This is a genomic window from Staphylococcus casei (assembly GCF_030294405.1).
GTDB lineage: Bacteria > Bacillota > Bacilli > Staphylococcales > Staphylococcaceae > Staphylococcus > Staphylococcus succinus.
In genome coordinates this window covers 321,710-347,059 of sequence record NZ_CP125718.1, presented here as the reverse complement: position 1 = coordinate 347,059, position 25,350 = coordinate 321,710, and the positions used below count along the sequence as shown (strand labels likewise).

The 25,350-nt window shown below is 33.0% G+C and carries 20 protein-coding genes; 5 read left to right on the top strand and 15 right to left on the bottom strand.

Going from position 1 to position 25,350, the window contains the following annotated elements:
- Positions 1-162: 162 nt before the first annotated feature.
- Entirely contained in the window at positions 163-1,056 is an 894-nt protein-coding gene (locus QMO72_RS01465) for a DNA/RNA non-specific endonuclease (protein ID WP_103267079.1), read from the bottom strand.
- A 250-nt stretch (positions 1,057-1,306) separates the two neighbouring features.
- Positions 1,307-2,287, bottom strand: coding sequence for a biotin synthase BioB (gene bioB, locus QMO72_RS01460; protein ID WP_103267080.1), 981 nt, complete (start codon positions 2,285-2,287; stop codon positions 1,307-1,309).
- 304 nt (positions 2,288-2,591) lie between these two features.
- Here bioB and QMO72_RS01455 point away from each other — a divergent pair, with 304 nt between their 5' ends.
- Positions 2,592-3,413, top strand: coding sequence for a zinc ribbon domain-containing protein (locus tag QMO72_RS01455; protein WP_107554118.1), 822 nt, complete (start codon positions 2,592-2,594; stop codon positions 3,411-3,413).
- Between the two features lie 12 nt (positions 3,414-3,425).
- Positions 3,426-4,715, top strand: a complete 1,290-nt coding sequence (locus tag QMO72_RS01450; protein WP_103268055.1) for a TcaA second domain-containing protein — start codon at positions 3,426-3,428, stop codon at positions 4,713-4,715.
- Between the two features lie 553 nt (positions 4,716-5,268).
- Here QMO72_RS01450 and nagB read toward each other — a convergent pair.
- The 4 genes from nagB to QMO72_RS01430 form a co-directional block, all read right to left on the bottom strand.
- Positions 5,269-6,000: a glucosamine-6-phosphate deaminase gene (nagB, locus tag QMO72_RS01445; protein WP_103268054.1), complete on the bottom strand. Its 732-nt coding sequence runs from the start codon at positions 5,998-6,000 to the stop codon at positions 5,269-5,271.
- A 64-nt stretch (positions 6,001-6,064) separates the two neighbouring features.
- The gene (locus QMO72_RS01440; protein ID WP_103268053.1) at positions 6,065-7,603 is read right to left on the bottom strand and encodes a PTS transporter subunit EIIC; all 1,539 of its coding nucleotides are present in this window, start codon (positions 7,601-7,603) and stop codon (positions 6,065-6,067) included.
- 245 nt (positions 7,604-7,848) lie between these two features.
- Positions 7,849-8,880, bottom strand: coding sequence for an ornithine carbamoyltransferase (gene argF / locus QMO72_RS01435; RefSeq protein ID WP_103266308.1), 1,032 nt, complete (start codon positions 8,878-8,880; stop codon positions 7,849-7,851).
- 620 nt (positions 8,881-9,500) lie between these two features.
- Positions 9,501-10,754, bottom strand: coding sequence for an MFS transporter (locus QMO72_RS01430; protein WP_103266309.1), 1,254 nt, complete (start codon positions 10,752-10,754; stop codon positions 9,501-9,503).
- Positions 10,755-11,122: 368 nt separating this feature from the next.
- On the opposite strand from QMO72_RS01430, the gene QMO72_RS01425 reads away from it, so the two are divergent.
- Positions 11,123-11,782 carry a hypothetical protein gene (locus QMO72_RS01425; RefSeq protein ID WP_103266310.1) on the top strand — a complete coding sequence of 220 codons (660 nt, stop codon included), beginning with the start codon at positions 11,123-11,125 and terminating at the stop codon, positions 11,780-11,782.
- Between the two features lie 86 nt (positions 11,783-11,868).
- Here QMO72_RS01425 and ssuE read toward each other — a convergent pair whose 3' ends face one another.
- Positions 11,869-12,408 carry an NADPH-dependent FMN reductase gene (gene ssuE, locus QMO72_RS01420; protein ID WP_103266311.1) on the bottom strand — a complete coding sequence of 180 codons (540 nt, stop codon included), beginning with the start codon at positions 12,406-12,408 and terminating at the stop codon, positions 11,869-11,871.
- A gap of 333 nt (positions 12,409-12,741) precedes the next feature.
- Here ssuE and QMO72_RS01415 point away from each other — a divergent pair, with 333 nt between their 5' ends.
- Entirely contained in the window at positions 12,742-13,980 is a 1,239-nt protein-coding gene (locus QMO72_RS01415) for an ArgE/DapE family deacylase (protein WP_069823164.1), read from the top strand.
- 129 nt (positions 13,981-14,109) lie between these two features.
- Here the strand turns inward: QMO72_RS01415 and argB are convergent, their stop codons facing one another.
- The 6 genes from argB to QMO72_RS01385 form a co-directional block, all read right to left on the bottom strand.
- Positions 14,110-14,871, bottom strand: coding sequence for an acetylglutamate kinase (gene argB / locus QMO72_RS01410; RefSeq protein ID WP_103266312.1), 762 nt, complete (start codon positions 14,869-14,871; stop codon positions 14,110-14,112).
- Positions 14,872-14,883: 12 nt separating this feature from the next.
- Positions 14,884-16,122 carry a bifunctional glutamate N-acetyltransferase/amino-acid acetyltransferase ArgJ gene (argJ, locus tag QMO72_RS01405; protein WP_103266313.1) on the bottom strand — a complete coding sequence of 413 codons (1,239 nt, stop codon included), beginning with the start codon at positions 16,120-16,122 and terminating at the stop codon, positions 14,884-14,886.
- Positions 16,123-16,140: 18 nt separating this feature from the next.
- Complete coding sequence (argC, locus tag QMO72_RS01400; protein WP_103266314.1) at positions 16,141-17,172, bottom strand: N-acetyl-gamma-glutamyl-phosphate reductase; 1,032 nt, start codon at positions 17,170-17,172, stop codon at positions 16,141-16,143.
- Positions 17,173-17,212: 40 nt separating this feature from the next.
- A complete protein-coding gene (rocD, locus tag QMO72_RS01395; protein ID WP_103266315.1) occupies positions 17,213-18,406 on the bottom strand; it encodes an ornithine--oxo-acid transaminase in 1,194 nt (397 codons plus the stop codon).
- A 341-nt stretch (positions 18,407-18,747) separates the two neighbouring features.
- Entirely contained in the window at positions 18,748-20,379 is a 1,632-nt protein-coding gene (locus QMO72_RS01390) for an APC family permease (RefSeq protein WP_103266316.1), read from the bottom strand.
- Between the two features lie 583 nt (positions 20,380-20,962).
- On the bottom strand, positions 20,963-22,360 hold the full coding sequence (locus tag QMO72_RS01385) for an MFS transporter (RefSeq protein WP_103266317.1): 1,398 nt from the start codon (positions 22,358-22,360) through the stop codon (positions 20,963-20,965).
- A gap of 218 nt (positions 22,361-22,578) precedes the next feature.
- Here QMO72_RS01385 and QMO72_RS01380 point away from each other — a divergent pair, with 218 nt between their 5' ends.
- On the top strand, positions 22,579-23,520 hold the full coding sequence (locus QMO72_RS01380; RefSeq protein WP_103266318.1) for a nucleoside hydrolase: 942 nt from the start codon (positions 22,579-22,581) through the stop codon (positions 23,518-23,520).
- 125 nt (positions 23,521-23,645) lie between these two features.
- Here QMO72_RS01380 and QMO72_RS01375 read toward each other — a convergent pair whose 3' ends face one another.
- Positions 23,646-24,272 carry a nitroreductase family protein gene (locus QMO72_RS01375; RefSeq protein ID WP_073505433.1) on the bottom strand — a complete coding sequence of 209 codons (627 nt, stop codon included), beginning with the start codon at positions 24,270-24,272 and terminating at the stop codon, positions 23,646-23,648.
- Between the two features lie 402 nt (positions 24,273-24,674).
- Entirely contained in the window at positions 24,675-25,127 is a 453-nt protein-coding gene (locus QMO72_RS01370; protein ID WP_103266319.1) for a GNAT family N-acetyltransferase, read from the bottom strand.
- Between the last annotated feature and the right edge of the window lie 223 nt (positions 25,128-25,350).

The following is a 25,350-nucleotide window of genomic DNA, read 5'->3' as shown; positions in this document are numbered from 1 at the left end:
TTTAGTCAATAACTTTTTTATCAAAATTGCAAGTTATTTGTTATTTGGAATCAATTATATAACCTACAATCTAATTGAGCGCTTTATTTTACAGTGTCATAATTTCAACTATACAAAAAGCTACATTTCTATGGTTAATGAAATGTAGCTTTTTATTATCATTTAATTTTTCGTATATGTCCCATTATCGTAGTTAATATTAACGCCTTTTTGTGTATTCGATACCCAAACATTCAAATTAATCGTCTGGCCATTATCATTGATAGAATATGCTCTTACATGAGAACCCCTAGGAATTAATTCCTTTCCTTTATACACTGGGGTGATTTGGTAGTACACTTTAGTTTGTGGCTGCTCATATATCGCATTTCTAATCTGTGTTTCTGAATAACCCATGCCACCGCCCTCACTATCTCTATTTGTACCAACATTTTGCGCGCGTGTGCCTAGTGTTAAATTATGCGTTTCCATATCTCCACCTAACGACCAAGCCAATGAGTGTGACTTATTATATATATATCCACGATAACCATCTAATTGTAATATTTTATTGTTTGAATGTTCACCCTTCCAAGTTTGTTTCATTGGATCATAGATACCATCTTCATATTCCCCAGCAACATGTACACCATAAGCAAAAGATGGACGTTGTATCACTTTCGATGAATGACTATGTACCGCATCACTCGTAACTAATGCGGTCACTTGCCCCGCTCTCCCTTGACCATCTAAATCAGGATATTCTACCCAAAATTTATGATTGCCTTTTTCTGTTAATTTTTTTTGATCTTTAGTGTTTAGCTCAGTTTTATTATTGTTTATATATGCATAGTTTTCATTATTTGTCTCTGAACCAATTAAATCTTGATCTTCTTTCGTATTCTTTATGTCTGGCGTACTACTAGACACAAGTTGTTCTACACTATGCGTAACATTTTCAATATCTTTTTCCCATTTTTTAAAATCTGTAAGTGACACATCATGTCCATTGTCATCACAACCACTGAGTATAACTGCAGATAAGATGAGTATTAAAAAAACTTTGATAAATTTCATTCTACGTTGACTCCTAATTATGTATTATTTCAGTATATTCCTTAAAAATCTTATAATGTACACCTATATATTATTTATAAAGACGTTCTTTAAGTTAACTATATTATATCAGTAATTCCATATAAATTTATGCGTTTTTAAATATTTTACCATTATTCAAAATAAATAAAACTACGCACTTTAAAGCGCATAGTTTTATTTATGTACTATTAACGACCTCATCTATAACAACAGTCAATCATGTCGTTCTTCATATTTCTGGGACCAAATTTCCGTAATCTATTTCAAAGCCCATATCTGAAATCATATCAAAATCCATTTTATTTGGCTGCCCGCCTGTAATTAAATAATCTCCCACAAAAATTGAATTCGCAATCATTAATGAAGTTGGTTGTAATGCTTTCAAATTCACCTCACGACCTCCTGCAATTCTAATTTCTTTTGTAGGATTAATTATTCTAAATAACGCTAAAATACGTAAACATTTCATTGGAGTTAATTCATCCATATCTCCAAATTTAGTTCCTTTAATAGGATGTAAAAAATTAATGGGAATACTATCCGCATCTATTTCCTTTAAAGCGAATGCCATATCTATACGATCTTGGCTCGTTTCTCCCATACCACATATCACGCCCGAACATGGTGAAATTTGATGCTTCTTCATCATTTCTACAGTTTCCACACGTTGTTCATATGTATGTGTAGATACTACAGTGCTATGATAATTTTCACTTGTATTTAAATTATGATTATATCTATCTACACCAGCATTTTTTAGTTTTTCAGCTTGATCATCATTTGCAATTCCTAGACAGGCACAGATTTTAAGTTGTGGATGCATTTGTTTGATATCTTTTACCGTGTCAGCTATGTAATCTACTTCCTTATTACTCGGACCTCTACCGCTCATGACTATGCAGTACGTACCAATATTATTTTCATGCGCAACACTAGCCCCCTCTGTAATCTTCTCTTGAGAAACGAGGCCATAACGTGTTTTAACTTTCATATCGCGCGATTGTCCACAATAACCGCAATCTTCAGGACAAATACCACTTTTAGCATTCAAAATCATATTTAATTTAACTTTATGTCCATAATAATGTTTACGTAGTTGATATGCTTCATGAACCAAATCCAAAGTATCTATCGTTTCATTTGTATATAAGGCCAAGGCTTCTTCTTTCGTTAAGGACTCACCTTCTAAAATACGACTCGCTATATTCATTATTATTCCCCCTTATCTAATGTATAAAGATTATATCATTAATGTAAACCTTTTTCATTTATAAGTTTACATTAACCATAAAAGTACATAACATTACTTTGCATAAATAAGGCGTTATACGTTATTTTTTGTTTTTTGTATAAATTACTACCATTAACAACAAATAATTATTATCTTTACAACTCATTATAAAATACTATACATCTTTTAATTATATAATTATTATTTATTTTCAAAAAATAGTGTAAGATAAATATAATTATGATATTCTATTTTAGTAAATATATTTAAAGGGGGATTTATTATGCACTGTACACATTGTGGTAATACTATAGAATTCAACGATTTATTTTGTGGGGAATGCGGAAAGAAAATAGAAGCACATCAAAATATTGATCAACGCCCTACAAATACGAGTTCGTCAATTTCTCAAACCACTGCAGAACAAAGCAACTCACACCACTCTACAGAACAATCCAAACATACCTTTCATCAAAAGACTCATTTCTCTAAACATTCAACCGAGATTTTTTCAGAAACCAAACAATTCTTCAAACAAGCTTTCACTCATCCAGAGCAATCATTAAACAGTAGACATCAATTTTCATTTAAAACTATTTTCAGCTTAATTATTATTGGTTTTATAATACTTGCACTCTTACTTTCAATTCTTGTGCCTGAAGAAGTTGCACTCCTTACAACTAGTAAATCTAGCGTTGTATTTAACATTTCCTTTTATGCATTGATTGCCATGGCAGTTTTATTCGGAATTTCATTAATTCTATTTAAATTAGTAAATATAAAATTGAGCGTGCATAAAGTACTATCTGATTTTTTATTAGTAAATACATTTTCTTTAATTTTTTTGATGTTAGGTCTTTTATTCTTAATAATTAAAGTTCCAAGTTTTGGCATGATGTTAATTATTATTTCATTTTTATTCAGTTTAATTTCACCTATTTATTTATTAACAATACATAGCCACATGCAACAACTTCGTATGCCGATAGTATATGCAATATTAATTTATATTCTTATATTAGGCATCATTACTCGCATTTTTATAGAAGGTACTGTTTCAAATTACATAAGTTCATTCGAATCATTATTTAATTCAACTTACTAGGAGGAGAAGTCAATGAAATACTGTCATAATTGTGGCAAATCAATCAAAGCTGGCCAAAAAGTTTGTACACAATGCGGAACACCTGTTGGGCAACATCGTACTACCAACTCTAAAGATAATCATAAAAAATCAAAGTTACCATTTTACATTTCCATCATAGTAATTATAGTCTTAGTACTTGCATTATTTACGGCATTTAAAATCATTGAAGCGCAGTTCTCACCAACTAAACAAGCTAATGCTATTTCAAGCGATATTAAAAATCATAAAATAAATAATTTAACTAAAAATTTAACATCCGATGGTAAAGCCCTCTCTAAAGATGAAACTAAAGCTGTCTATGATTATATTAACGAAACTGACAGTCCAGAGCGTGTTGCTGATGAAATCAAACATGATACAAAAGAGATGAAAGATAATAAAACATCTGCAACGTCTATCACTGTCGGAGATACTGAATTAATCACTATTTCTCAAATTGGTAAAAAATGGGGGCTATTTAAGAATTATGAATTTAATGTCAACAAAACATCGGTAACTGTAGTCCCTGAACAAGATAGTACATTATCCTATAAACTTAATGGTGAGACTAAGAAAGCCAAATTAAGTCAAAATAAAACAAAAACACTTGGCGATTTTCCAATTGGAATTTACGATTTAAAAGCCTCACAACAAGTGAATAATAAAAAGTTTGATGGTGCCATTCATATAGATATGTCAAATAGTGACGAAGCTGACTTACAATTTAAACAAAAGCGTTTTACCGTTAGTATAGATTCCATAAGTGCAGATTCTGAAACTCTAAAATTATATATCAATGGTGAAGAACAACAAAACTTTGATGAATACGAAAGTCAAACTTTTGGTCCATATTCTCCAGATGAAAAAGTGGAAGTTTATGCTACAACTGAGGTTGAGGGTAAGCAATTCAAATCAAATGTTAAAAATGTTTCAAGCCCTGCGAATGACGAAGACGAAATCAACGTGTCTTTAACTTTCGATGATGATGCAATTACTGATTATGAAGATAAAAAGGATAGTGAATCTGATGACAGTGATGATTCTTCAAACTCTGATGATGAGGTTACACGTGATAATGTTATAGATAAGGTAGAGTCTTACGAAGGCCACAGTTTAGATACTGACACATACACATACAAAGAGCCAGAAGAGACCAAAGATGGATGGGGATTCTCATTCACAGATAAAGACGGAGAATTAGCAGGTTCTTATACAATAGATGATGATGGTTATGTCACAGAATATGATGAAGATGGCGAAGAAGTCGATTCTGGTTATTAATCCATTCTAAAATAGTTGTACTCAACGAACATTTTCATACGTTAGCGCATCCAAAAGTTTTCAAAGACCCATTCAAATCTAGAATGGGTCTTTTCTATTTATATTGTGCTGTTTATTGATCCATTTCACTACGAATCACACAGATGCTCTATGTGTTAAATACACCAAGTCTTCATTAATATTTAAAGCAATAATTCTACTTACATCAGCTCATCGCGCTCCTAAAATTGCTTTCCATCTAATTCTCCATAGCTATTGTACGTCTCAATCTAACATTGAACATGTTAAGATCAGTTACCACAACTTAACCTAACCTTACTTTGCAAATAACACATCTATATCCATTCATTAATGATTTATAACTCTACTTTGCAATGTTGATTTAATGGTTATTTTACGTTTTATATTAAATTTTAAATAATTGTGATACGTGAACTAACGTTAATAGGAAACTTATAAACTAAAGTCTACAAGTTGAAGTTGTGCTTATCTTAATATAAAAAGACTGCCGACAAAATTTTGTCGGCAGTCTAGCAATATAATACTTTTCCCTTTAATTATTCGTTACATATGCCTCATCATCAACAATGATTTCAACATTACCATGGTGATGTAATATTGAAGCCGGTAACTTTTCTGATATTTGACCTTCTATCAATTGTTTTACAATATCTTTCTTACGGCTACCTAAAGCTAATAAAATGATTCGTTTAGCACTCATAATGGAATCTAATCCCATTGATATTGCTTGTTTAGGCACATCTTCAATATGGCTAAAATGATAGCTATTAGCATGAATTGTAGATTCTGTTAAATTTACGACCCTAGTTTGACTATCGAATGAGGAATAGGGTTCATTAAATCCTATATGACCATTTTCACCAATCCCTAAAATTTGTATATCTGCCGGTCCTTGATTTCGTAGTGCTTGTTCATAATCAGAACAAGCACGTTGTAAATCTTTAGCAATACCATTGGGTACGTAAAGATTACTTTTGTTCCAACTTTCGTGATGATTAAATAAATGCTCGTGCATATACGTATAATAACTTTGCTCGTGATTTGGAGCCAAACCAATATACTCATCTAAGTTAAAAGTTATGATACTATTCAAATCCATCTCATTAGCGTTAATCAATGTGACTAAATATCGATAAACATCCGTCATCGTACTGCCTGTTGCCAACCCTAACACAGCATTCGGTTTTGCTTTCATTACCTTTATGAGTTCCGTAGCAACATACTGGCTTGCAATTGTACGATTTTTTAAATTTAAAATATTCATCTTCTCACCATTCACTTTCATTTTTCATATGTGTTTCTGATATTAATTTTGTTATATAAATGTCTTATGAACGTTGATACTCTATGAAAGCTTCGACTTCATTTTTAATCGTCGTTACATGGGGACCATAAATAATCTGAACACCATTTCCCTTTTGAATCACACCACGTGCCTCTGTCGATTCTAACACTTTCTTATCAACTGCTTCATTTGACTTTAAAGAAACTCTTAGTCTTGTTGCACAACAGTCAACAATCTCTATATTATCTATACCACCGAGTCCTTTAACAATTGTTTCTGCTCGTTCATTTTTGTCTACCGTTTGTACTGCTTCTTCAGATTCACGTCCTGGTGTTTTAAAGTTAAATTTCGTTATTAAATATCTAAAAATACCATAGTACACTAAAAACCAAACCACACCTATAGGAAGCACCCAAATAAAGTTCGTTTTCGCATTCCCTTGCAGTAAGCCAAATAGTAAGAAATCGATAAAACCACCACTAAATGTTTGGCCAACTGTAATGTTAAAAATATCCGCCATCATAAAAGCTAAACCATCTAGAAACGCATGAATAATATACAGAATTGGTGCTACAAATAAAAAGCTAAACTCCAATGGTTCTGTAATACCGGTTAAAAATGATGTTAATGCTGCGGATAACATTAACCCACCAACTACTTTTTTATGTTCTGGTTTAGCGGTATGATAAATCGCTAATGCAGCACCACACAGACCAAACATCATAGTAATAAATCTACCTGACATATATCTAGAAACACCTTCGTAGTATTTCGTAACATCTGGATCACCCAATTGTGCAAAAAAGATATTTTGTGTCCCTTGAACAATATGTCCTTTCACCTCTATTGAGCCACCGAGTGCAGTTTGCCAAAATGGCAAATAGAAAATATGGTGTAAGCCAAACGGTCCTAATAATCTTAAAATAAAACCAAAGAAAAAAGTGCCAATGATTCCTGTTTTCTCAACTAAACCACCTACACCAAATATCCATCCCTGTATTGTCGGCCATATAAAAAACATACATACACCTAATAATATTGAAGCTAAAGCTGTAATAATAGGTACGAATCGAGAACCCCCAAAAAACCCTAAATAAGTAGGTAGCGTGATCTTATGAAATTTATTGTGCAAGCTTGCGGTCATCACTCCTGTAATAATCCCACCAAACACTCCTGTTTCCACAGTTTGTATACCTAAAACCATGCTTTGTCCTTCTTCTGCTAAATTATTTTTAGCTATCGTGTCGGTAATAGTCAATAAGCCATTCATCGAAGCATTCATGATCAAAAAACCTAGCATTGCTGCCAATCCAGCTGTCCCTTTATCTTGTTTCGCTAATCCTATTGCCACACCAACAGCAAATATAATCGGTAAATTTTGGAAGACAATATTCCCCGCAGATGACATTAAAATAAATACATTTTGCAATAATGCTATATCTAACATCGGATATGCTTTAATTGTATTGGGGTTACTTAATGCTCCGCCAATGCCTAATAATAGACCTGCTGCCGGTAAAATTGCTATAGGTAACATAAAAGATTTACCAAATTGTTGCGCTTTATCAAACAATTTACTCATAACGTTAACCTCCTAATCCCCCTAAATATACAGTTAGAGAAAATAATAATCAACAATATTTTCATTTATGAAAAATTTTTTCACTTTATAGTTAATTAGTCTTCCGATATTAATTTTTATTCATAATTTTTGAATACTTTTTCAAAATACAAAAAACCAACAAAGTATTTTTACTTTGTTGGTTGAATTAAAATAATATTAATATTATAGAACATACTTAAAGATCGCAAAATCTGTTTATTATTTTAAAATATATCGCCTAATGTTACAGACATGATTGCTTTTATAGAATGTAATCTATTTTCAGCTTGATCAAATACTACTGAGTGATTTCCTTTGAACACATCATCTGTAATTTCCATTTCTGTTAAACCATATGTTTCATATATTTGTTGTCCTACTTCTGTATTCACATCATGAAAAGCTGGCAGACAATGCAAAACAATCACATCCGAATTCATTGTATTCAGTAACATAGATTCATTAACCTGATATGGCAATAATTGATTAATACGTGATTCCAACACAGATTGATCTTCCCCCATTGAAAACCATACATCTGTATAAATGGCATCTGTTTGATACGTCGCTTGTTGAACATCATCAGTGATTAATATCTCACTTTCGGACTGTGCGGCATACTGCTTTGCTAATGTTTGAATAGCTTCATCAGGTTGTAAAGACTTAGGCGCAGCTATATGCACATTAACACCTAGTATGGCACCAGTAACTAATAAATCATGTGCTACATTATTTCTAGCATCTCCGACATAAGTTAACGTTTTTCCTTTTAATGTTCCCCAATTTTCTTTCAATGTATAGAAATCCGCAATCATTTGCGTCGGATGCCATTCGTTGGTTAAGCCATTCCACACTGGGACATTTGCATTTTCTGCCAAAGATTCTACATCTTTTTGATGAAAACCTCTAAATTCAATACCATCATACATACTACCTAACACTTTAGCAGTATCTGCGGTAGATTCTTTCACACCTAAATGGATATCACCTTGGCCAAAATATTCTGGATAAGCACCTAAGTCATATGCAGCTACACTAAATGCTGAGCGTGTTCTTGTAGATGGTTTTTCAAATAGCAGTGCTAAGTTTTTCCCCTTTAAATATGGATGTGGAATACCACGCTTTTTCTTCTCTTTTAATTCACCAGTAAAGTCAATTAATGTATTTAATTCGTCTGATGAAAAATCACATGTTTTCAAAAAATGCTTACCTTTAAAACTCTGTAACTTGTTTAATGCTGTTGTGTACGCCCCAATTCCATCACTCCAATGTATTTATAAGATTAATATACATATTAAAGGTAAATACCATAAAAATCAAGTATAAATATACTGTTTTATGTATAAAATTAAATAAACTTATAAATATTAGCTTAATAATACACTCATGCTTTTGTTCATTTACGCCAAATAAACGTTTACCACATTTTTCAATGCATTTTTGTATCAAAGATGCTTAAGGAGGTACAATTATGAACTATTTCTTTCGAATTGCGCACTATTTATATGTACAGTATAAATACAAAGTACAATATACATATAAATATTTTCTTATGGAGGTGTAATGATATGTTCAGTGAAATCTTTGCTTTAATCAAACAGATTGTTGCTCAATTTATTTCAGGTGGCTTCCAAGAAAAATAATGCATCATAACTATTTTATTACCTTTTATTTAAACTAAAAGTAACTCATGGGTCTATTTTTGGCTGTCGATAAAGTTCGTCGCTTTATTGACAGTCTTTATTATGTCCAGTTGTAGATATGATTATCTAAGCACGTTCACTATATGTATTTACTATGAAACGGCTTGCCTATTTTATAAAATTTTAAGAAAAAGAAAAACCAAACGTGCTGCTCACGTTTGGTTTCTTTATAACTAGATTGCTTCTTGCTTTTTGACCCTTGCACGTTCTTCAGGCGTTTTTAAAAATCGAGTCATAATTGCACTCGCTACATATAGTCCAAAAATTAAATACATCATGCCTTGAACGCCAATACTATCATAAAATAATGCAACGAGACCTGGCCCAGCGAACACACATAAACCAGCCCCTAAATTTAATATAGCCATCGCTGGCCCTTTGTCGCCATCTTTAACAAGTGATGGTACAAGTGCAGAAATTGGCACAAATCCTGCTAAACACATTCCCCATAAAAAGCCGACTGCGCCTACGACAAATACATTACCTGTAAAAAGTTCTGGAACAAAATACAAACCTAATGTAAACACTGCACATCCGATTCCACCAATATATGATATCGTATTTTTCCAACCAATTTTATCACTCAATGCTCCAAATATTAAATTAAATATGATATTTGCTATAAAAATTGTTCCCCATATATTTAACCATGTTGTAGTAGCAATACCCTTTGATGCTAAATATATCGGTAAGAATAACGGAAAGGCATATTGGGCAGCCTGATTGATAATTCGTACAATACATGCCACTGCTACGCGCGGTTCCCTTCTTAAAATTGTTATACCTGCACTCATTTCTTTTAAATGTTCTTTGAAACCATGCCCCTTATCTTCTATTTCAAATTGATCTCTATTTACAAATACTGCCAAGAATGTTCCTATAAGAACCCATACAATCGCAGTCCACAGTGTAAAGAAATGTCCGAACAATTGTATAGCCATTGATGAATAAAATGAACCTAACACACTTAATCCTCCAGTAAATACAAACCAGAACCAACCAACAGCCGCCCCTAACCTTTTTTGTGGGGAGCGATATGCGACCCATACTAAAAATGAATATGCAAATAATGGATAACCAAAGCCTCGTATTGCATAAGAAGGAATCATTAAGCCATAATTCATTGAAGGAATTGCAAAGCCAACGAATATTATATGACCAATAATATATAATCCTGTCCCGATTAACATCACTTTTCGCGGGCCAATAATTTCAACGAGTACACCCGAAAGCCATGAACCTATGGCAATTGTCACACCATAACAAGTAGTTAAAATAGCTGTTTGTTGCACTGATAAACCGTGATCATGTAAGTATGGGCTGATCCAAGCAAGTTCTAAACCATCACCCATCATAAATATAAGTACGCCAATATACCCCCATAATAAAGTTGGTGGCATCCCCATCTTAGCCAATTTTCCATTCATACTTAACACACCCCTATGAAATAAATTAGAACTCTCTATATGCTTAACACACTTTTAGAACACGCTTTCATTTATTGATATAATATTATTTCATTTTTTCTAATAATGCAAATTTATTTTCGTTTTGTTTCACTTTTTTTCATTATAAAATTTTTCAGCATCTTTTTATTTCATATTTCTATCTAAAAAATCTTATAGACGAAAACACCTATGAAATAACATACTTTTTAGAAATTTGAAGTTTATTAAGTATATTTTCACTTTATAAATTCTTAATATTATCATCTTTCTTATTAATTTGATAAAGTACAGTTAAATTACTTAATTATAGTTATGTGTTAAACCTTGAGATGGGATGGGATGAATATATGAAACTTGAAAGTATTACCTTATTAACTTCAAACTTTGATGAAACATTACAATTTTATGATGAAACATTGGAATGCCCTGTTCAAGTCATTAATCAAGATACCTTTATCGTTCACATTGGGGAAACAGAATTACAATTTATGAAATCAGCAGATTTATCTCAACCATACTATCATTTTGCGATCGATATTCCTTATAATCATTTTTATGACATGAAGCAACACTATCAAAATATATTATTTTTACTTATGGAGGAAGGTAGACATACGGCTTACTTTGAATCATTCGTTGCACACTCAATGTATTTCAATGATCCTTCTGGTAATGTTGTAGAATTGATTGCTAGGGTATCCAACATCACAGATGACCCTAAATTCAGTAGAATAAGTGAGATCGGTTTCGTCTGTAATGATAGCTATGAAGTGTACTGTGCTTTATCAAAATATCAGCTAGATACATATGAGCATCGTCCGTTTTCTCCTAATGAATTAAATTTCATTGGTGATACACGAGATGAAAGTTATATTTTGCTCACTCCAGAAAATAGAAAATGGTTGTTTTCAGAAAAAGTTTCTATCGCTTATCCTATTAAGATTAAAACGCCAGTCTTTAACTTAACTTATGATATAGGTCACCAGTGGCACTTAAGTCCATCCTAAATATATACATAAAGCCACGATGTCGTATCTAATTATGAGTAGAAGATACGATGTCGTGGCTTATAAACGTTCCTTTGTATCATTGCCTAACCTTGTACTTGAGATTTATCACTGACAAATTTCTTTAATGTCTTATCTAATCCATTTCTCGCTTCATCATCATATTCGTATGTGCCATCCTTATTGGTAAAGATATGTTGATCTAATATAAATCTACCTTTATGAATCGTATCTGCACCTAATTCTTTAATGACTGGATCCAAACTATATTGAATTGCTAACACATGTGCAAATGTTCCACCTAACGCTAAAGGTAACACTGTCTTCCCTCTAAATGCCTCACGTGGTAACAAATCTAAATATGTTTTTACAATACCTGAATACGCTGCTTTAAATACAGGTGAAACAATAATGATACCATCTGATTCTGCAATAATTTCATGTGCTTTATTAATTGTTGAATCACTAAAATCAGCTGTAATTAAAGCTTGTGCATTCAATTGGTGCACATGTATCACATTTGTTTCGATATCTACATGATCCAAATAATTTTTGGCATATTCAACCACACCTGTTAAACGAGATTGAATTTTATTCCCTCCTGCAATAATTGCTACTTTTGCCATGATTATACACTCCTTTCTATTTTTAAAGCTTACTTAACTTTAGTATTTCCTCTTTTTCGTTAATTAATGATTGATTACTCTCCATTTATGTCTTAGTCATAAATGGAAAAACAAGATGATTAACTATCTATGGCTATTTCATAAATAGGTTTATAGTCAAATTCTCGTATCGTTCTCATCCCAAAATATATTGCGTGTAATTATTCTTTTTTGATAACCATTATACATTATAATAATAAAATTTTTATAATGTTTTTATTCACAAGCATTTTACTTATCAAAATATTTATTGAGATGTATACTTTATATAGTTTGTTAAAGGAGTGGTATATTATGAGCACATTTTCAAATGAGGAAAAAGTGCAAATCTTATCAGATATTGTAGAAATGAATACAGTAAATGATAATGAAATTGAAGTTTGCGAATACTTCCAAAAATTATTTGCACAACACGGTATCGAGTCAACAATAGATAAAGTAGATGACCGTCGCGCTAACTTAATTGCAGAAATCGGTGAAGGCAGCCCAGTTATAGGTATTTCTGGACATATGGATGTTGTATCAGAAGGTAATCGTGATCAATGGACTTATGATCCATTTAAACTTACTGAAGATAACGGCTACTTATATGGCCGAGGTGCGGCTGATATGAAATCAGGTCTTGCAGCATTTGCAATTGCTTTAATCGAGATTAAAAATTCTAATGCCCTTAAAAAAGGCCGCATTAAGTTTTTAGCTACAACTGGTGAAGAAATGGAGCAATTAGGTTCTCAAAGTCTATATGAAAAAGGTTATATGGATGATGTAGACGCACTTGTAATTGGTGAACCATGCCAAGACATGCTTGTCTATGCTCACAAAGGCTCTATGGATTATCGTATCAAGTCAACTGGTAGATCTGCACATAGTTCAATGCCTATTCTTGGCGTTAACGCGATTAAACCACTTATTGAGTTTATCCAAGATATTGACGAATCTTACGCCAAAATTTCTAAAGAAGTTAAAGGTGAGTCATTAGATTTCACAAACTTATTACAAAAATTCAGCAGTGCTTTACCATCGTCAATGGATCAAAATGAAATTGAAGATGTACTAAAAGGTTTAGTTATCAGTAACACTTTAATCAAAGGCGGCGTACAGGTGAATTCTGTTCCTGAAGAAGCAGATGCAGACTTCAATATTCGTACAATTCCTGAATACGATAATGATAAAGTGAAAGCTTTATTTGACGAAATGATTGAAAAGCATAATAATCAAGGTGCAGACTTAGAAAGTGACTTATACTTAGATTTAGAACCTGTACTTACAACTGGTAAGAACAGCCTAATTGATACAGCTAAAGTCATTGGCGACCGCACATTTAACAAAGATTTACTCGCCGCTCCAATCGGAGGCGTCACAGATGCTTCTAATTTACTTCGTGGTAAAGATGAATCTTTCCCATTCCTAGTATTTGGTCCTGGTAGTGAGCCACACCAAGTGAATGAACGTGTAGAAAAAGACATGTATTTAAAATTCATTGATTTTTATATCGAATTATTAACAACTTATTCTGAAAATCATTCAGCATAGTTCTATTTTTAGCTAGATATCAAACTAAAACAATCTCAAGTATCTATATAATTGAGATCGTCAAACAGGACCCCACTTAAATCTGAGTGGGGTCCTGTTTGACGTTATGATATAGTCGCTATATTTATACTATTGTTGAATCGTTGTACCGACATTTTGACCGCTTTGCAGTTTCTGAATAATATGTGGTTCATTGCCCGCGGCGATCACTACTTTTTGGCACCCTAGCTCAATGGCTTGAATGGCATCTTGTACTTTAGGAATCATTCCGCCATAAATCAATTCTTGATCAATGTATTGGTTAATGCGCTCTGCATTTAGTATTGATTGTACTTTATTATCAATCAACACGCCCGGAATATCACTAAGCAAATAAATAGGCGCATTCAAGGCTTGTGCTATTTTATAAGCCAATGTGTCAGCGTTAATATTATACAACTGACCACTATCTTGTTTAATGCCTATTGAAGCAATGACGGGTACAAAACTTTCGCCCAATACAGAGATGACGTTTGTATCTATATCTACAGGTTCTCCTACGTAACCATATTTTTCATCCAAAGGTTGGATATCAAAAATTTTCGCATCTAAACCGTTGATACCAATACTTTGCAATGTTGTTCGGTTTAACTTACTCACAAGTTGAGGATTCACTTTGCCTATTAAAGTTTGGCTAGTTACATCGAGTACCTCACTTGTCGTTACTCTTAAACCATCTTTAAACATTGGCTCTACATTTCGTTGTGCCAATGCTTCATTAATAAAAGGGCCTCCGCCATGTACAACAATAGGGTGATAACCTTGTTGTTTTAATGCTGCGATATCTTCAATGGTAGAATCATGCAAATGTGTCAGCGTACTGCCACCTATTTTAATTACAATATAACTCATGTCTTACACCCCTTATGTTCTATATGAAGCATTGATACTTACATAATCATATGATAAATCACAGCCATATGCTGCTGCTTCACCATTACCTTGACCGACTGTTGCTTCTATAACGATATTATCTTCTTGCAATTTCGCTTTTAAATCCGCTTCATCAAATGCAACAGACATACCTTCATCAACGACTAATATTTTAGCTAATGTAACAAAGGTCTCACTTGGTACTATAGAGTCTGAGGCATAGCCCATCGCTGCGACGATTCTCCCGAAATTCGCATCTTCTCCATGGATTGCTGTCTTGACCAAACTTGAAGATACGATGCTCTTAGCAATTTTTCTTGCTTCTTCTGTTGTAATCGCACCTTTAACTTTTGCTGTAACCAGTTTAGTAGCACCTTCCCCATCTTTTGCTATAGATTTAGCAAGGTACTGACTTACAAAGTTAAATGCATGTTCAAATTTATGCCACTCAGGATGTGACGCATCTAATGTAGTATGATTAGCTTGTCCATTAGCCATACATAAAACCATATCATTCGTACTTGTATCGCCATCTACTGTAATCATATTGAATGACTCATCCACAGATTCTCTCAAACACCCATCAAGTGTGTCACTTTCAATATTGGCATCTGTCGTAATAAAGCCAAGCATCGTTGCCATATTTGGATGTATCATTCCAGATCCTTTAGCTGTACCACCAATAGTCACTGTCTTACCTTCAATTTCGACTTGTACTGATAAATGTTTCGTAGCTGTATCAGTAGTAAGAATAGCTTGGTTGAAATACGCTCCATGATTATATTGTTCTTCCATTACATGCTCTGTACCATGCTGAATTTTATCCATTGGCAAGAATGATCCAATCACACCTGTCGAAGCAATACCTACATGTTGTTGCGTTATATTCAATTGCTTCGCTACCCATGCTTGCGTATCTTTTGCGTCTTGCAAGCCTTTTTCACCAGTACAAGCATTGGCATTGGCTGAATTAACTACAATAGCTTGTAACACTTGATTATTTTTAATACAAGCTTCAGTCACTATTAAAGGCGCTGCTTTAAAGCGATTCAATGTATAGACCCCTGCTGCATTTGCTTCAGTCGTAGAATAAATCCAACCAAAGTCTTTTCTAGTTCTTCTTAAACCTGCATGTAAGCCGCCTGCGATGAATCCCAACGGAGAACTTACATCACCTTGTAAATCTATATTTAATTGATCTAATGTATCTATCGTTTCAATATCTTTCATCCCATCGCTCCTTTGTAGTTATGGATAAACTGGCAACTGTTGTAAACCTGTCGCTTCATTCAATCCATACATTAAGTTTAAATTTTGTATTGCTTGTCCACTTGCGCCTTTAACTAAATTGTCTATAACTGACACAATAATTGCTGTTTGACTTTCTTCATCAACATAGATTCCAATATCACAGTTATTACTGCCATACACTTCTTTAGTTTTAGGATATTCACCTAAATCTCTGATGCGCACAAATGTTTTATTGTTATAGTATTGTTGATATATATCATGTAAATGTTCAGCCGTCATTTGCTTATTAAGTTTCACATATATAGTTGATAATATACCACGTGTCATTGGTACAAGATGTGGGGTAAACACTACCTTTATTTCTTCTTTTGCAAGTCGCGAAATATATTGTTCTATTTCAGGTTTATGTTTATGCTTACCTATTGCATAAGCACTAAAATTTTCATTCATTTCTGCATAATGCACATGCTGAGCAAGTGATCTTCCTGCACCTGAAACTCCAGTTTTTGCATCAATAATAATTGAATCGTTCTGTATTACTTCCTTATCAACGAGTGGGTGTAGGGCAAGCAATGTTGCAGTAGGGAAACACCCTGGATTTGCAATAAGTTGTAAATCCTTTTGATCTGTTGTGGCCCATTCAGCAATACTATAAAATGCTCGGTCTAATTGTTGTTGTGTAGCTGCTGTTTCTCCATAAAACTGTTTATACACATCTCTGTTTGTTAATCTAAAGTCTCCTGACAAGTCGATGACTTTTATATTTTTTTCAATTAACTTAGGGGCGATATGTTTACTAACGTTAGATGGTGTTGCAAAAAATATCACATCACAAGTAACATCTTCAGTATTTAAATCTTCGTAATGATGTGTTAAATGATTTAAGTGAGGAAAGGTCTTATTGATGGGTTCATCTACCTTTGAATGTGAAAATATATGTTTAATCCTAACTTGAGGATGATGCTCTAATAAGCGAATCAATTCGACCGCACCATAACCACTTCCTCCAACAATCCCAACTTCTATCATAACGTTCATTCCTTTCTGAATATTCGGACATTTTTTATTGTTATTTATTACCTTTTTCAAGTACTTCAGTAATGACATTTATGACTTTATTTATTTCTTCTTCACTAATAACAAGTGGCGGTGCAAGTCTTATAATATTACCTTGTGTTTCTTTACAAAGCACACCTTTTTCAATCATTTCTAAACAATATGGTTGCGCTGATTCGCTAAGTTCGATACCGATAAATAATCCCCTACCTCTCACATCTGTAATGATGTTGCTATCTATGAGTTGTAATTGATTAAGCAACTTTTGTCCCAAATCTGCAGAACGTTCAATTAGATTTTCATCAATGAGTACATCTAATGCTGCAATAGATACTGCACACGCAAGCGGGTTACCTCCAAATGTAGAACCATGTGTACCTGGTGTTAATACATCCATCACATCATGATTCGCTATAACAGCTGACATCGGATAAAGGCCACCACCCAGTGATTTTCCTAATAAGTATATATCCGGTTCTACGCCTTCCCATTCCATAGCAAACATTTTTCCAGTTCTACCAAGTCCTACTTGAATTTCATCAGCGATAAATAAAATATTATGTTCGTCGCATAGGTGACGTACTTCTTCAATAAAATAATCTGGGGGAATGTTAACGCCACCCTCACCTTGTATAGGTTCAAGAACTACCGCGGCGGTATTATTGTTAATCAATGATTTTAAGTGAGCGACATCACCAAAGTCAATATAGTGAACATTATCTAAAAGCGGCCCAAATCCTTTTTTATAACTCTCTTGTGAAGATAAAGATAAAGCACCTAAAGTACGTCCATGGAAATTACCATTCATTGCGATGATTTCACTTTTATCATCCGCAATACCCTTAACATCTGACCCCCATTTACGTGCAATTTTAATTGCAGTTTCTATGGCTTCTGTCCCAGTATTCATGGGTAGCACTTTTTCTTTGTTAGCTAGTGTGCAAATTTTCTCTTCCCATTTACCTAGATTATCACTGTACAATGCTCGTGATACCATGGTAATTTTTTCACTTTGCTCTTGAAACGCTTTTATAATTTTAGGATGACAATGCCCTTGATTGACAACTGAAAAACCTGAAATACAATCAATGTAGCTATTATCTTCAATGTCCCAAACTTTAGCGCCACGTCCTTTTGTCAAAGCCAATTTGAGTGGGCTGTAATTATTCGAACTGTACTGATCTGTTAGCGAAAATAAGTCGTTCATCAAAACCCTCGTTTCTTTATATTTATTCTTAAATTTGAATTAATATTCAAAATAATACACTTTTTTTCACAATTAGTCAAAGGTTAATAATAAAATAATTATTTTGTTATTACATTAAAAATTGCAAACCTACTGATTTTAAATTTAATAAAATGATGTTCATGCCTTTATAGGCTTAGGATAACCTTAGATTTGTAAAATGCATTTATTTTGCATATATTGCATGTCATTTCTTGATAATATTTTATAATCTTATTAAATGTAAAAATGCGATACCTACTTTTTAATAAAAAAAGCAAACTGAATCCAACTCAAGTAGTCCAGTTTGCTTTTATAATTATTTATACTTCACGTCTTTCTTGTGCTTCTAATTTGTCGTTCATATCTTTATTAATTTTCTTTGCACGTTTAAAATAGATGCTTTCAAAGTAACTTGTAGTACCAAGTTTATAAAATATTAATGCTACAATAGCAATCACTATGAAGTCATATGGGTAATGAATCCAATTCATACCATTAAATTCTTTACTACCAATGAACGATAAAAAGGCCAAAAGAATAAGGTAGAAAATAATCCATAAACTACCACCAATTTGTTTCTTAGTGTTTTTCCAATTCGTTTTATATTCATAGAAGAAATATATTGGCAAACCTAAAATAATAATTAATATTACTTCTGCAGTTGTCGGCCACATCGCCCAATAAATTGCTAATGAAGCTAAAACAAATGAGAACGGCGCCATAAATCTCAACATATTTGCACGGAATGGTCTATGCATTTTCGGTGCCATTTTACGTAATGATATAACCGTCGTTGGTCCTGTTAGATAAGCTACTAACGTCGCTGTAGAAATAACACTTGCCAATGTAGCCCAGTCACGGAATAGTGATACCATTAACATACTTACAATCGCATTAAATACGATAGCTACTCGTGGGATGTTATATTTATCATTCATTTTACCTAAGAACTTAGGAATATGACCATTTTTTTCCATTGCACGCAATACACGACCTGTCACTGCTACAAATGATACGCCCGTACCAAACGGCGATACAACTGCTTCTATATAAAGTAAAATTGCCAACCAATTTAAACCTAATAATATTGCCATATCTGCGAATGGTGAATTGAAGTTAATACCACTCCACCCTTCACCATGAATCATGTCGCTTGGCATAGAAGTAATAAAGGTACTTTGCAACACAATATAGAGTACCGCACTTAAAGTAAGTGAAATCGCTATACCTCGTGCAATATTTTTTTCAGGCTTTTGAATTTCTGATCCCATATTAATAATTGTTTGGAAGGCGTTAAATGAAAAGATAATGCCTGATGCTGTTGTCGCAGCAAATATCGGTGCAGAACCATAAGGCATAAATTCACCTGCTGAGTGTCCGTAATTACCTGTATCAAAACCTGAAATCATTAACATAATAATTGTTAATAAAGGCACACCTAATTTAAAGAATGAAATTAAACTTGTAAATGAAGTCAATAATTTCACTGACCAATAATTTAATAATGAAAATATGATAATGATGACGAATACGGCTAATAACCCTGCATTACTAATTGAACCATCCTTCATTAACCCAGAAGTGAATTTTGCCCAATCCCAAGGCCATGAGCTCATATATTGAACTGCAGAAACTGCTTCAATTGGAATAATTGTTACTAGCGATACCCAGTTTGCCCAAGCCGCTATAAAACCTAATAAAGAACCATGTGTATATTGAGCATAATTACTCATACCACCTGATTGTGGAAACATTGTACCTATCTCAACGTAGTTATATGCAATGGAACCAATAACTACAAAACCTATAATCCATGAAATAATTGCAGCTGGTCCAGCAATAGAAGACGCTTCCCAAGCTCCGAATAACCAACCAGAGCCAATAAGCGAACCTAAGCCTAACAATACAAGCTGCGCTAAATTAATCTTTTTACTTTCTTCCTGTTTTCCCATAAAAACTCCTACTGTTCATCTTTTATATTCATATCAAGGTTTATGTAAAACTTATACACGCTCTTGTATATGTTGCTATTATACTCGTATTAGAATTCAAGTCAAATCAACATTTACAAGTTAAAACATTGTATATAATTGTATTTTTATGAACTATTAAGGTGAATGCTGCATATAAGTTTTGTGCAACTCATTGCCTTTCACCCCCTTATACATAGTAGATGAAGCATTTTTTATCAATGTTACTCAATTATTCATAAAAGGTATATTAACTCTAAAATGATCTTTTTGAGTAAAATGCGCACAAATGCCTTCACACCAGTACTTTAAGCGCTATATAACCTTTTAAAAAAACGAATTTGCAACATCTTTACCATTTAGTTGTACTTTTACAATATATAGTGTTTTCCAACGTTTTTTAATATAAAATGCTTCGAAATTCACTCATTTCAATGTTACTCAAATATCGAATTTTAAATATTTTCGAATTGGTTCAACAGGATTTTATATTTTTTATATATTACTATTGAGAAATTTAAAAAACGTAGTATAAGTTTATTACTCTATACTACGTTTCTTAACATTACTTTTTCTCTATTTCCTTTTCCCACCACAGTGCATCTTTAGGATTTTTTATGACATCTTCGTACTCTTCTTCTGTTTCTACATTTGGGTAAGACCCTCTTAACGATTTGTTTGAAGTTGATTTAAACATCGTAAGGAAAATGATTAGCCCTACAACGTTAATAAACATGAGATAGTAAGAAGGTGCAATGTCTTGTCCTGTAGTTTCTACTAAGGTAGAAAGAATAAATGGTGTTAAACCACCAAATATCGCAGCACCAATATTATATACCAGTGATAATGTACGTAATCTTACTTTGGTATGGAACATGCTTGGTAGCAACGATGGCATGACCCCTTCAAAAGTAGACATAAACAACGCAATAATAAATAATCCTATTATAACAAGTGGTAACAGCGGTATACTCATTAACCAAAATGCTAACACTGAAAATAAACTGAATCCTGCTAAACCAAAAATGATTGTACGTTTATTGCCGACTTTATCGCTATACCAACCAAAAAAGAACACAGCTGGTATCATCACAATCATTGTGACAATGCTTAATATTGACCCCATCGTACCACCTAAGTTTATTGTCTTATTCAAGAAGGATGGCATGAAAGATAGTACCATATAATTAGCGACATTTAAGAAAGCAACACCCGTAAAGCAGACAATCACGTCTTTCCAATAGTATTTAAATATATCCAAGTATGAATATTCCAATTCTTCTTTTTCTTCTAATGTCGATTCATATGCAGGACTCTCATCCAGATTTGTACGTAGTAATATACCTACAATCCCCAATGGTGCAGCAATGATAAATGGAATTCTCCAACCCCAATCCATCATCTGTTGATCACTTAATAATGCATACATTAATCCTGCCATAATCGCAGCCATGATATTACCTACAAGCGTTCCAATTTCAAGACCACTTCCTAACTTCCCACGTGTCTTATCTGGTGCAGTTTCTGCAATATATGTCATTGCGCCAGCGTACTCTCCACCAGTTGAAAAAGACTGAATCATACGAACAACAAGTAATAGAATAGGTGCCCATATACCAATTTGATCCTGTGTCGGCAATAATCCTAACATTAAAGTTGAAGCAGCCATTAATAAAATCGTCGTTGATAATACAATTTTCCGTCCATATTTATCCCCTAAGTGACTGAAAAATATACCACCAACAGGCCTAACAATAAATGCAAATGCAAACACCGCAAAAGTTGAGACAATTTGCATTTCTTGAGGTAAATTACCAAAGAAATTCGCGCTTAAAATTACAGCTAATTGGGCATATAGGCCAAAATCAAACCATTCAATGGCATTACCAATTCCTGTAGCAACTATGCTCTTTTTCGATTGATCTGGATCAACTCGATTCACTTTCTCTTTTTTGAATTTCACAAACAAAAACACCCCTTAATTTTTTCTTATCCATATAACATAGCCTATGTAATGTTTTATAAACAATTTCAAAAAATATGTAAATTGCTAATATACTTACGTTATATTAGGGAGAAATGTTTTTAATAGCGCGTTATAGAGAGTTAGACAACTCGTCATATCCAGATTTATCCATTTGATATAATAGATATGAAATCTAATACGGAGGTTTTTTAATTATGGAACAAATTTACTTTAATCATGACGGCGGTGTAGATGATCTTGTGTCATTATTTCTTTTATTACATATGGAAAATGTAAATCTTATTGGCGTAAGTGCCATTGGGGCAGACAGTTATGTGGAACCAGCAGTAAGTGCTTCTCAAAAAATTATCAATCGTTTTACACAAGCGCCTATTCATGTTGCTACTTCTAAAGAACGCGGCAAAAACCCATTCCCAAAAGATTGGAGGATGCATGCCTTTTTTATGGATGCACTACCTATATTAAATGAACCTACTTCTAAGCAATCTAAGCTACTTAAACACCATGCTTATGAGGATATTATTGAAAAAATACAAAACGCTCAAGAACCTGTCACATTACTTTTTACCGGTCCTCTTACAGACTTAGCAAAAGCGATAACAGTTGCGCCTACAATCGTTTCAAATATTAAACGACTTGTATGGATGGGGGGCACTTTTCTAGATAGAGGAAATGTAGAGGAACCAGAGCACGATGGTTCAGCAGAATGGAATGCATTTTGGGATCCAGAAGCTGTTCAAGTGGTTTTTGATACAAATATAAAAATTGATATGGTTGCTTTAGAAAGCACAAACCAAGTACCCATGACATGGGAGGTAAGACAAGCGTGGGCCAATGAACGTCATTATCCCGGCGTTGATTTTTTAGGTGTTAGTTATGCAGCCGTACCACCTTTAACACATTTCCAGACAAACTCTACTTATTTTATGTGGGATGTCTTAACAACGGCTTATGTTGGTAAACCAGAACTCGTTCAACAACACACGGTCCATGTATCAGTCCATACAGATGGCCCAAGTCAAGGTCAAACTTATATTGATCAACTAAATGGTAGACCTGTTTCAGTCGTAGATAATGTTAATCGCGAGGCGTTCTTTAATTATATAACTAGCTTAGCTAAAAAAATAACATTATAAATTGGTAAAAATCACCTTATACAATAAAGGTTGGCACTTACCACTAAGCGTCAACCTTTTACGATATAGCCACAAAAAAAGCGCCGTATATCATACGGCGCTTTCATTCAATATTAACATACATTTTATACGTATTTTGTTACTTTTTCAGCAGGTAATCTATATGAATCGTGACCAGGATTTTTTTCTTTACCAATTGCAATAATCATTACTGGTTCGTAACGTTCTGAATCATAACCAAATGTTTCTGCGATTTGATCACGTTCAAAACCACCGATTGGATTTGTATCATAACCGTACGCTCTAGCAACAAGCATAAATTGCATTGCTGCTAAACTGCTATCTATTTTAATAATATCGTTCATTTCCGGTTTAGATAAACTTTTATAGTATGGTAATACTTTACCTAGTAATTCATCTTTTACATCTGCAGGCATCATGCCTTGCTCAACAGCGCTATTATATATTTCTTCTCCGTGCTCATAGTTTTGCATATCTCCAAAGATCACTACCATAGCTGATGAACTGTCATTTTGACGTGTGTTAAAACGAATTAACGGACGTAATTTATCTTTACCTTCATCACTTTCTACTACTAAAAATCTCCACGGTTGCATATTCACTGATGATGGGGCTTTTGTTGCCTTACGAATCATTTCATCCATTTCTTCTTGTGGTATTTTAACCTGTTCATCAAAAACTTTAACTGATTTTCTATTCATTACTACATCTTCAAAATTATTATTAATCATTATTCAAGTCTCCTTAATCATTTTATACAAAATCAAATTATACTCAATTTATTTTAATTTACAAATCATCTGTTTACGACTGAAATATTTCCACTATTCTGTGAATCGCACTTCTATCAGCTAATTAAACCCATGCTTTTATATCACTACATATAATCTATTAATCTATAATTTTGATACGTAATAAAATCATAGTTTTTTATTTTAACAATATATGCCTCATTCATAAAATATGCTTCTTCACATAATATTCATTCAAAATGCTATGTACAGCGTATTCTATATTTCATCTTATTACATCTAACTAACTGGTCTGACGAAACATATCGCAACTATATCTACCATCGCTACAATCATTGCAGAAATGAATATCAAATTATTACTCATCTCCTGTTAAAGTCACTAACTTTCTTTATTTATAATCACCTTAGACATTGTTATATTTCTCTCTTGATACCCTAATTTTTGATATAACATTTTAGCAAAGTTATTCGCATAAACGTTTAATCTAATTTCACTCATATCATGATCTTGAAAAATTTTTTCAACATAATTCAATAAGCTTTCTCCAATTCCTTGATTTCTGTATATATTTATAACATATAATTCATATATAAATCCGTAATCATGTTGAGTGATGTCATCTGTTTTAAAATCTATAAGAATAAACCCTTTCACTTTTCCATCTTCTACAAATATATAATACGCCGCGCCTTGATGTACTAACGCTCTGGACATTGATTGCATGGTTTCATCAGTTAAGTTTATTTTAGTGTCCATAGATTCTTTAAATACTGCTGGTATCATACGATCAATCATAACTAAATCATTCTGTGTCGCTTTTCTAATTACCATCTATATCACCACTCACTTTTAGTTATATCCACGAATGACTTTTTATTAAAGTGTTACTTTTAAAAAGTCATTCATAAAATTGGTTACTATTATGCTTTACCCTGTGTATTTTACTTTCAACAAAATTATATTTTCACACAAACCTCTACCGTTAAGCTTAACAAAGAATTTAACTTTGTAAAAAAACAAATTTTATCGAAATTATTATAACTTTTTTATTATT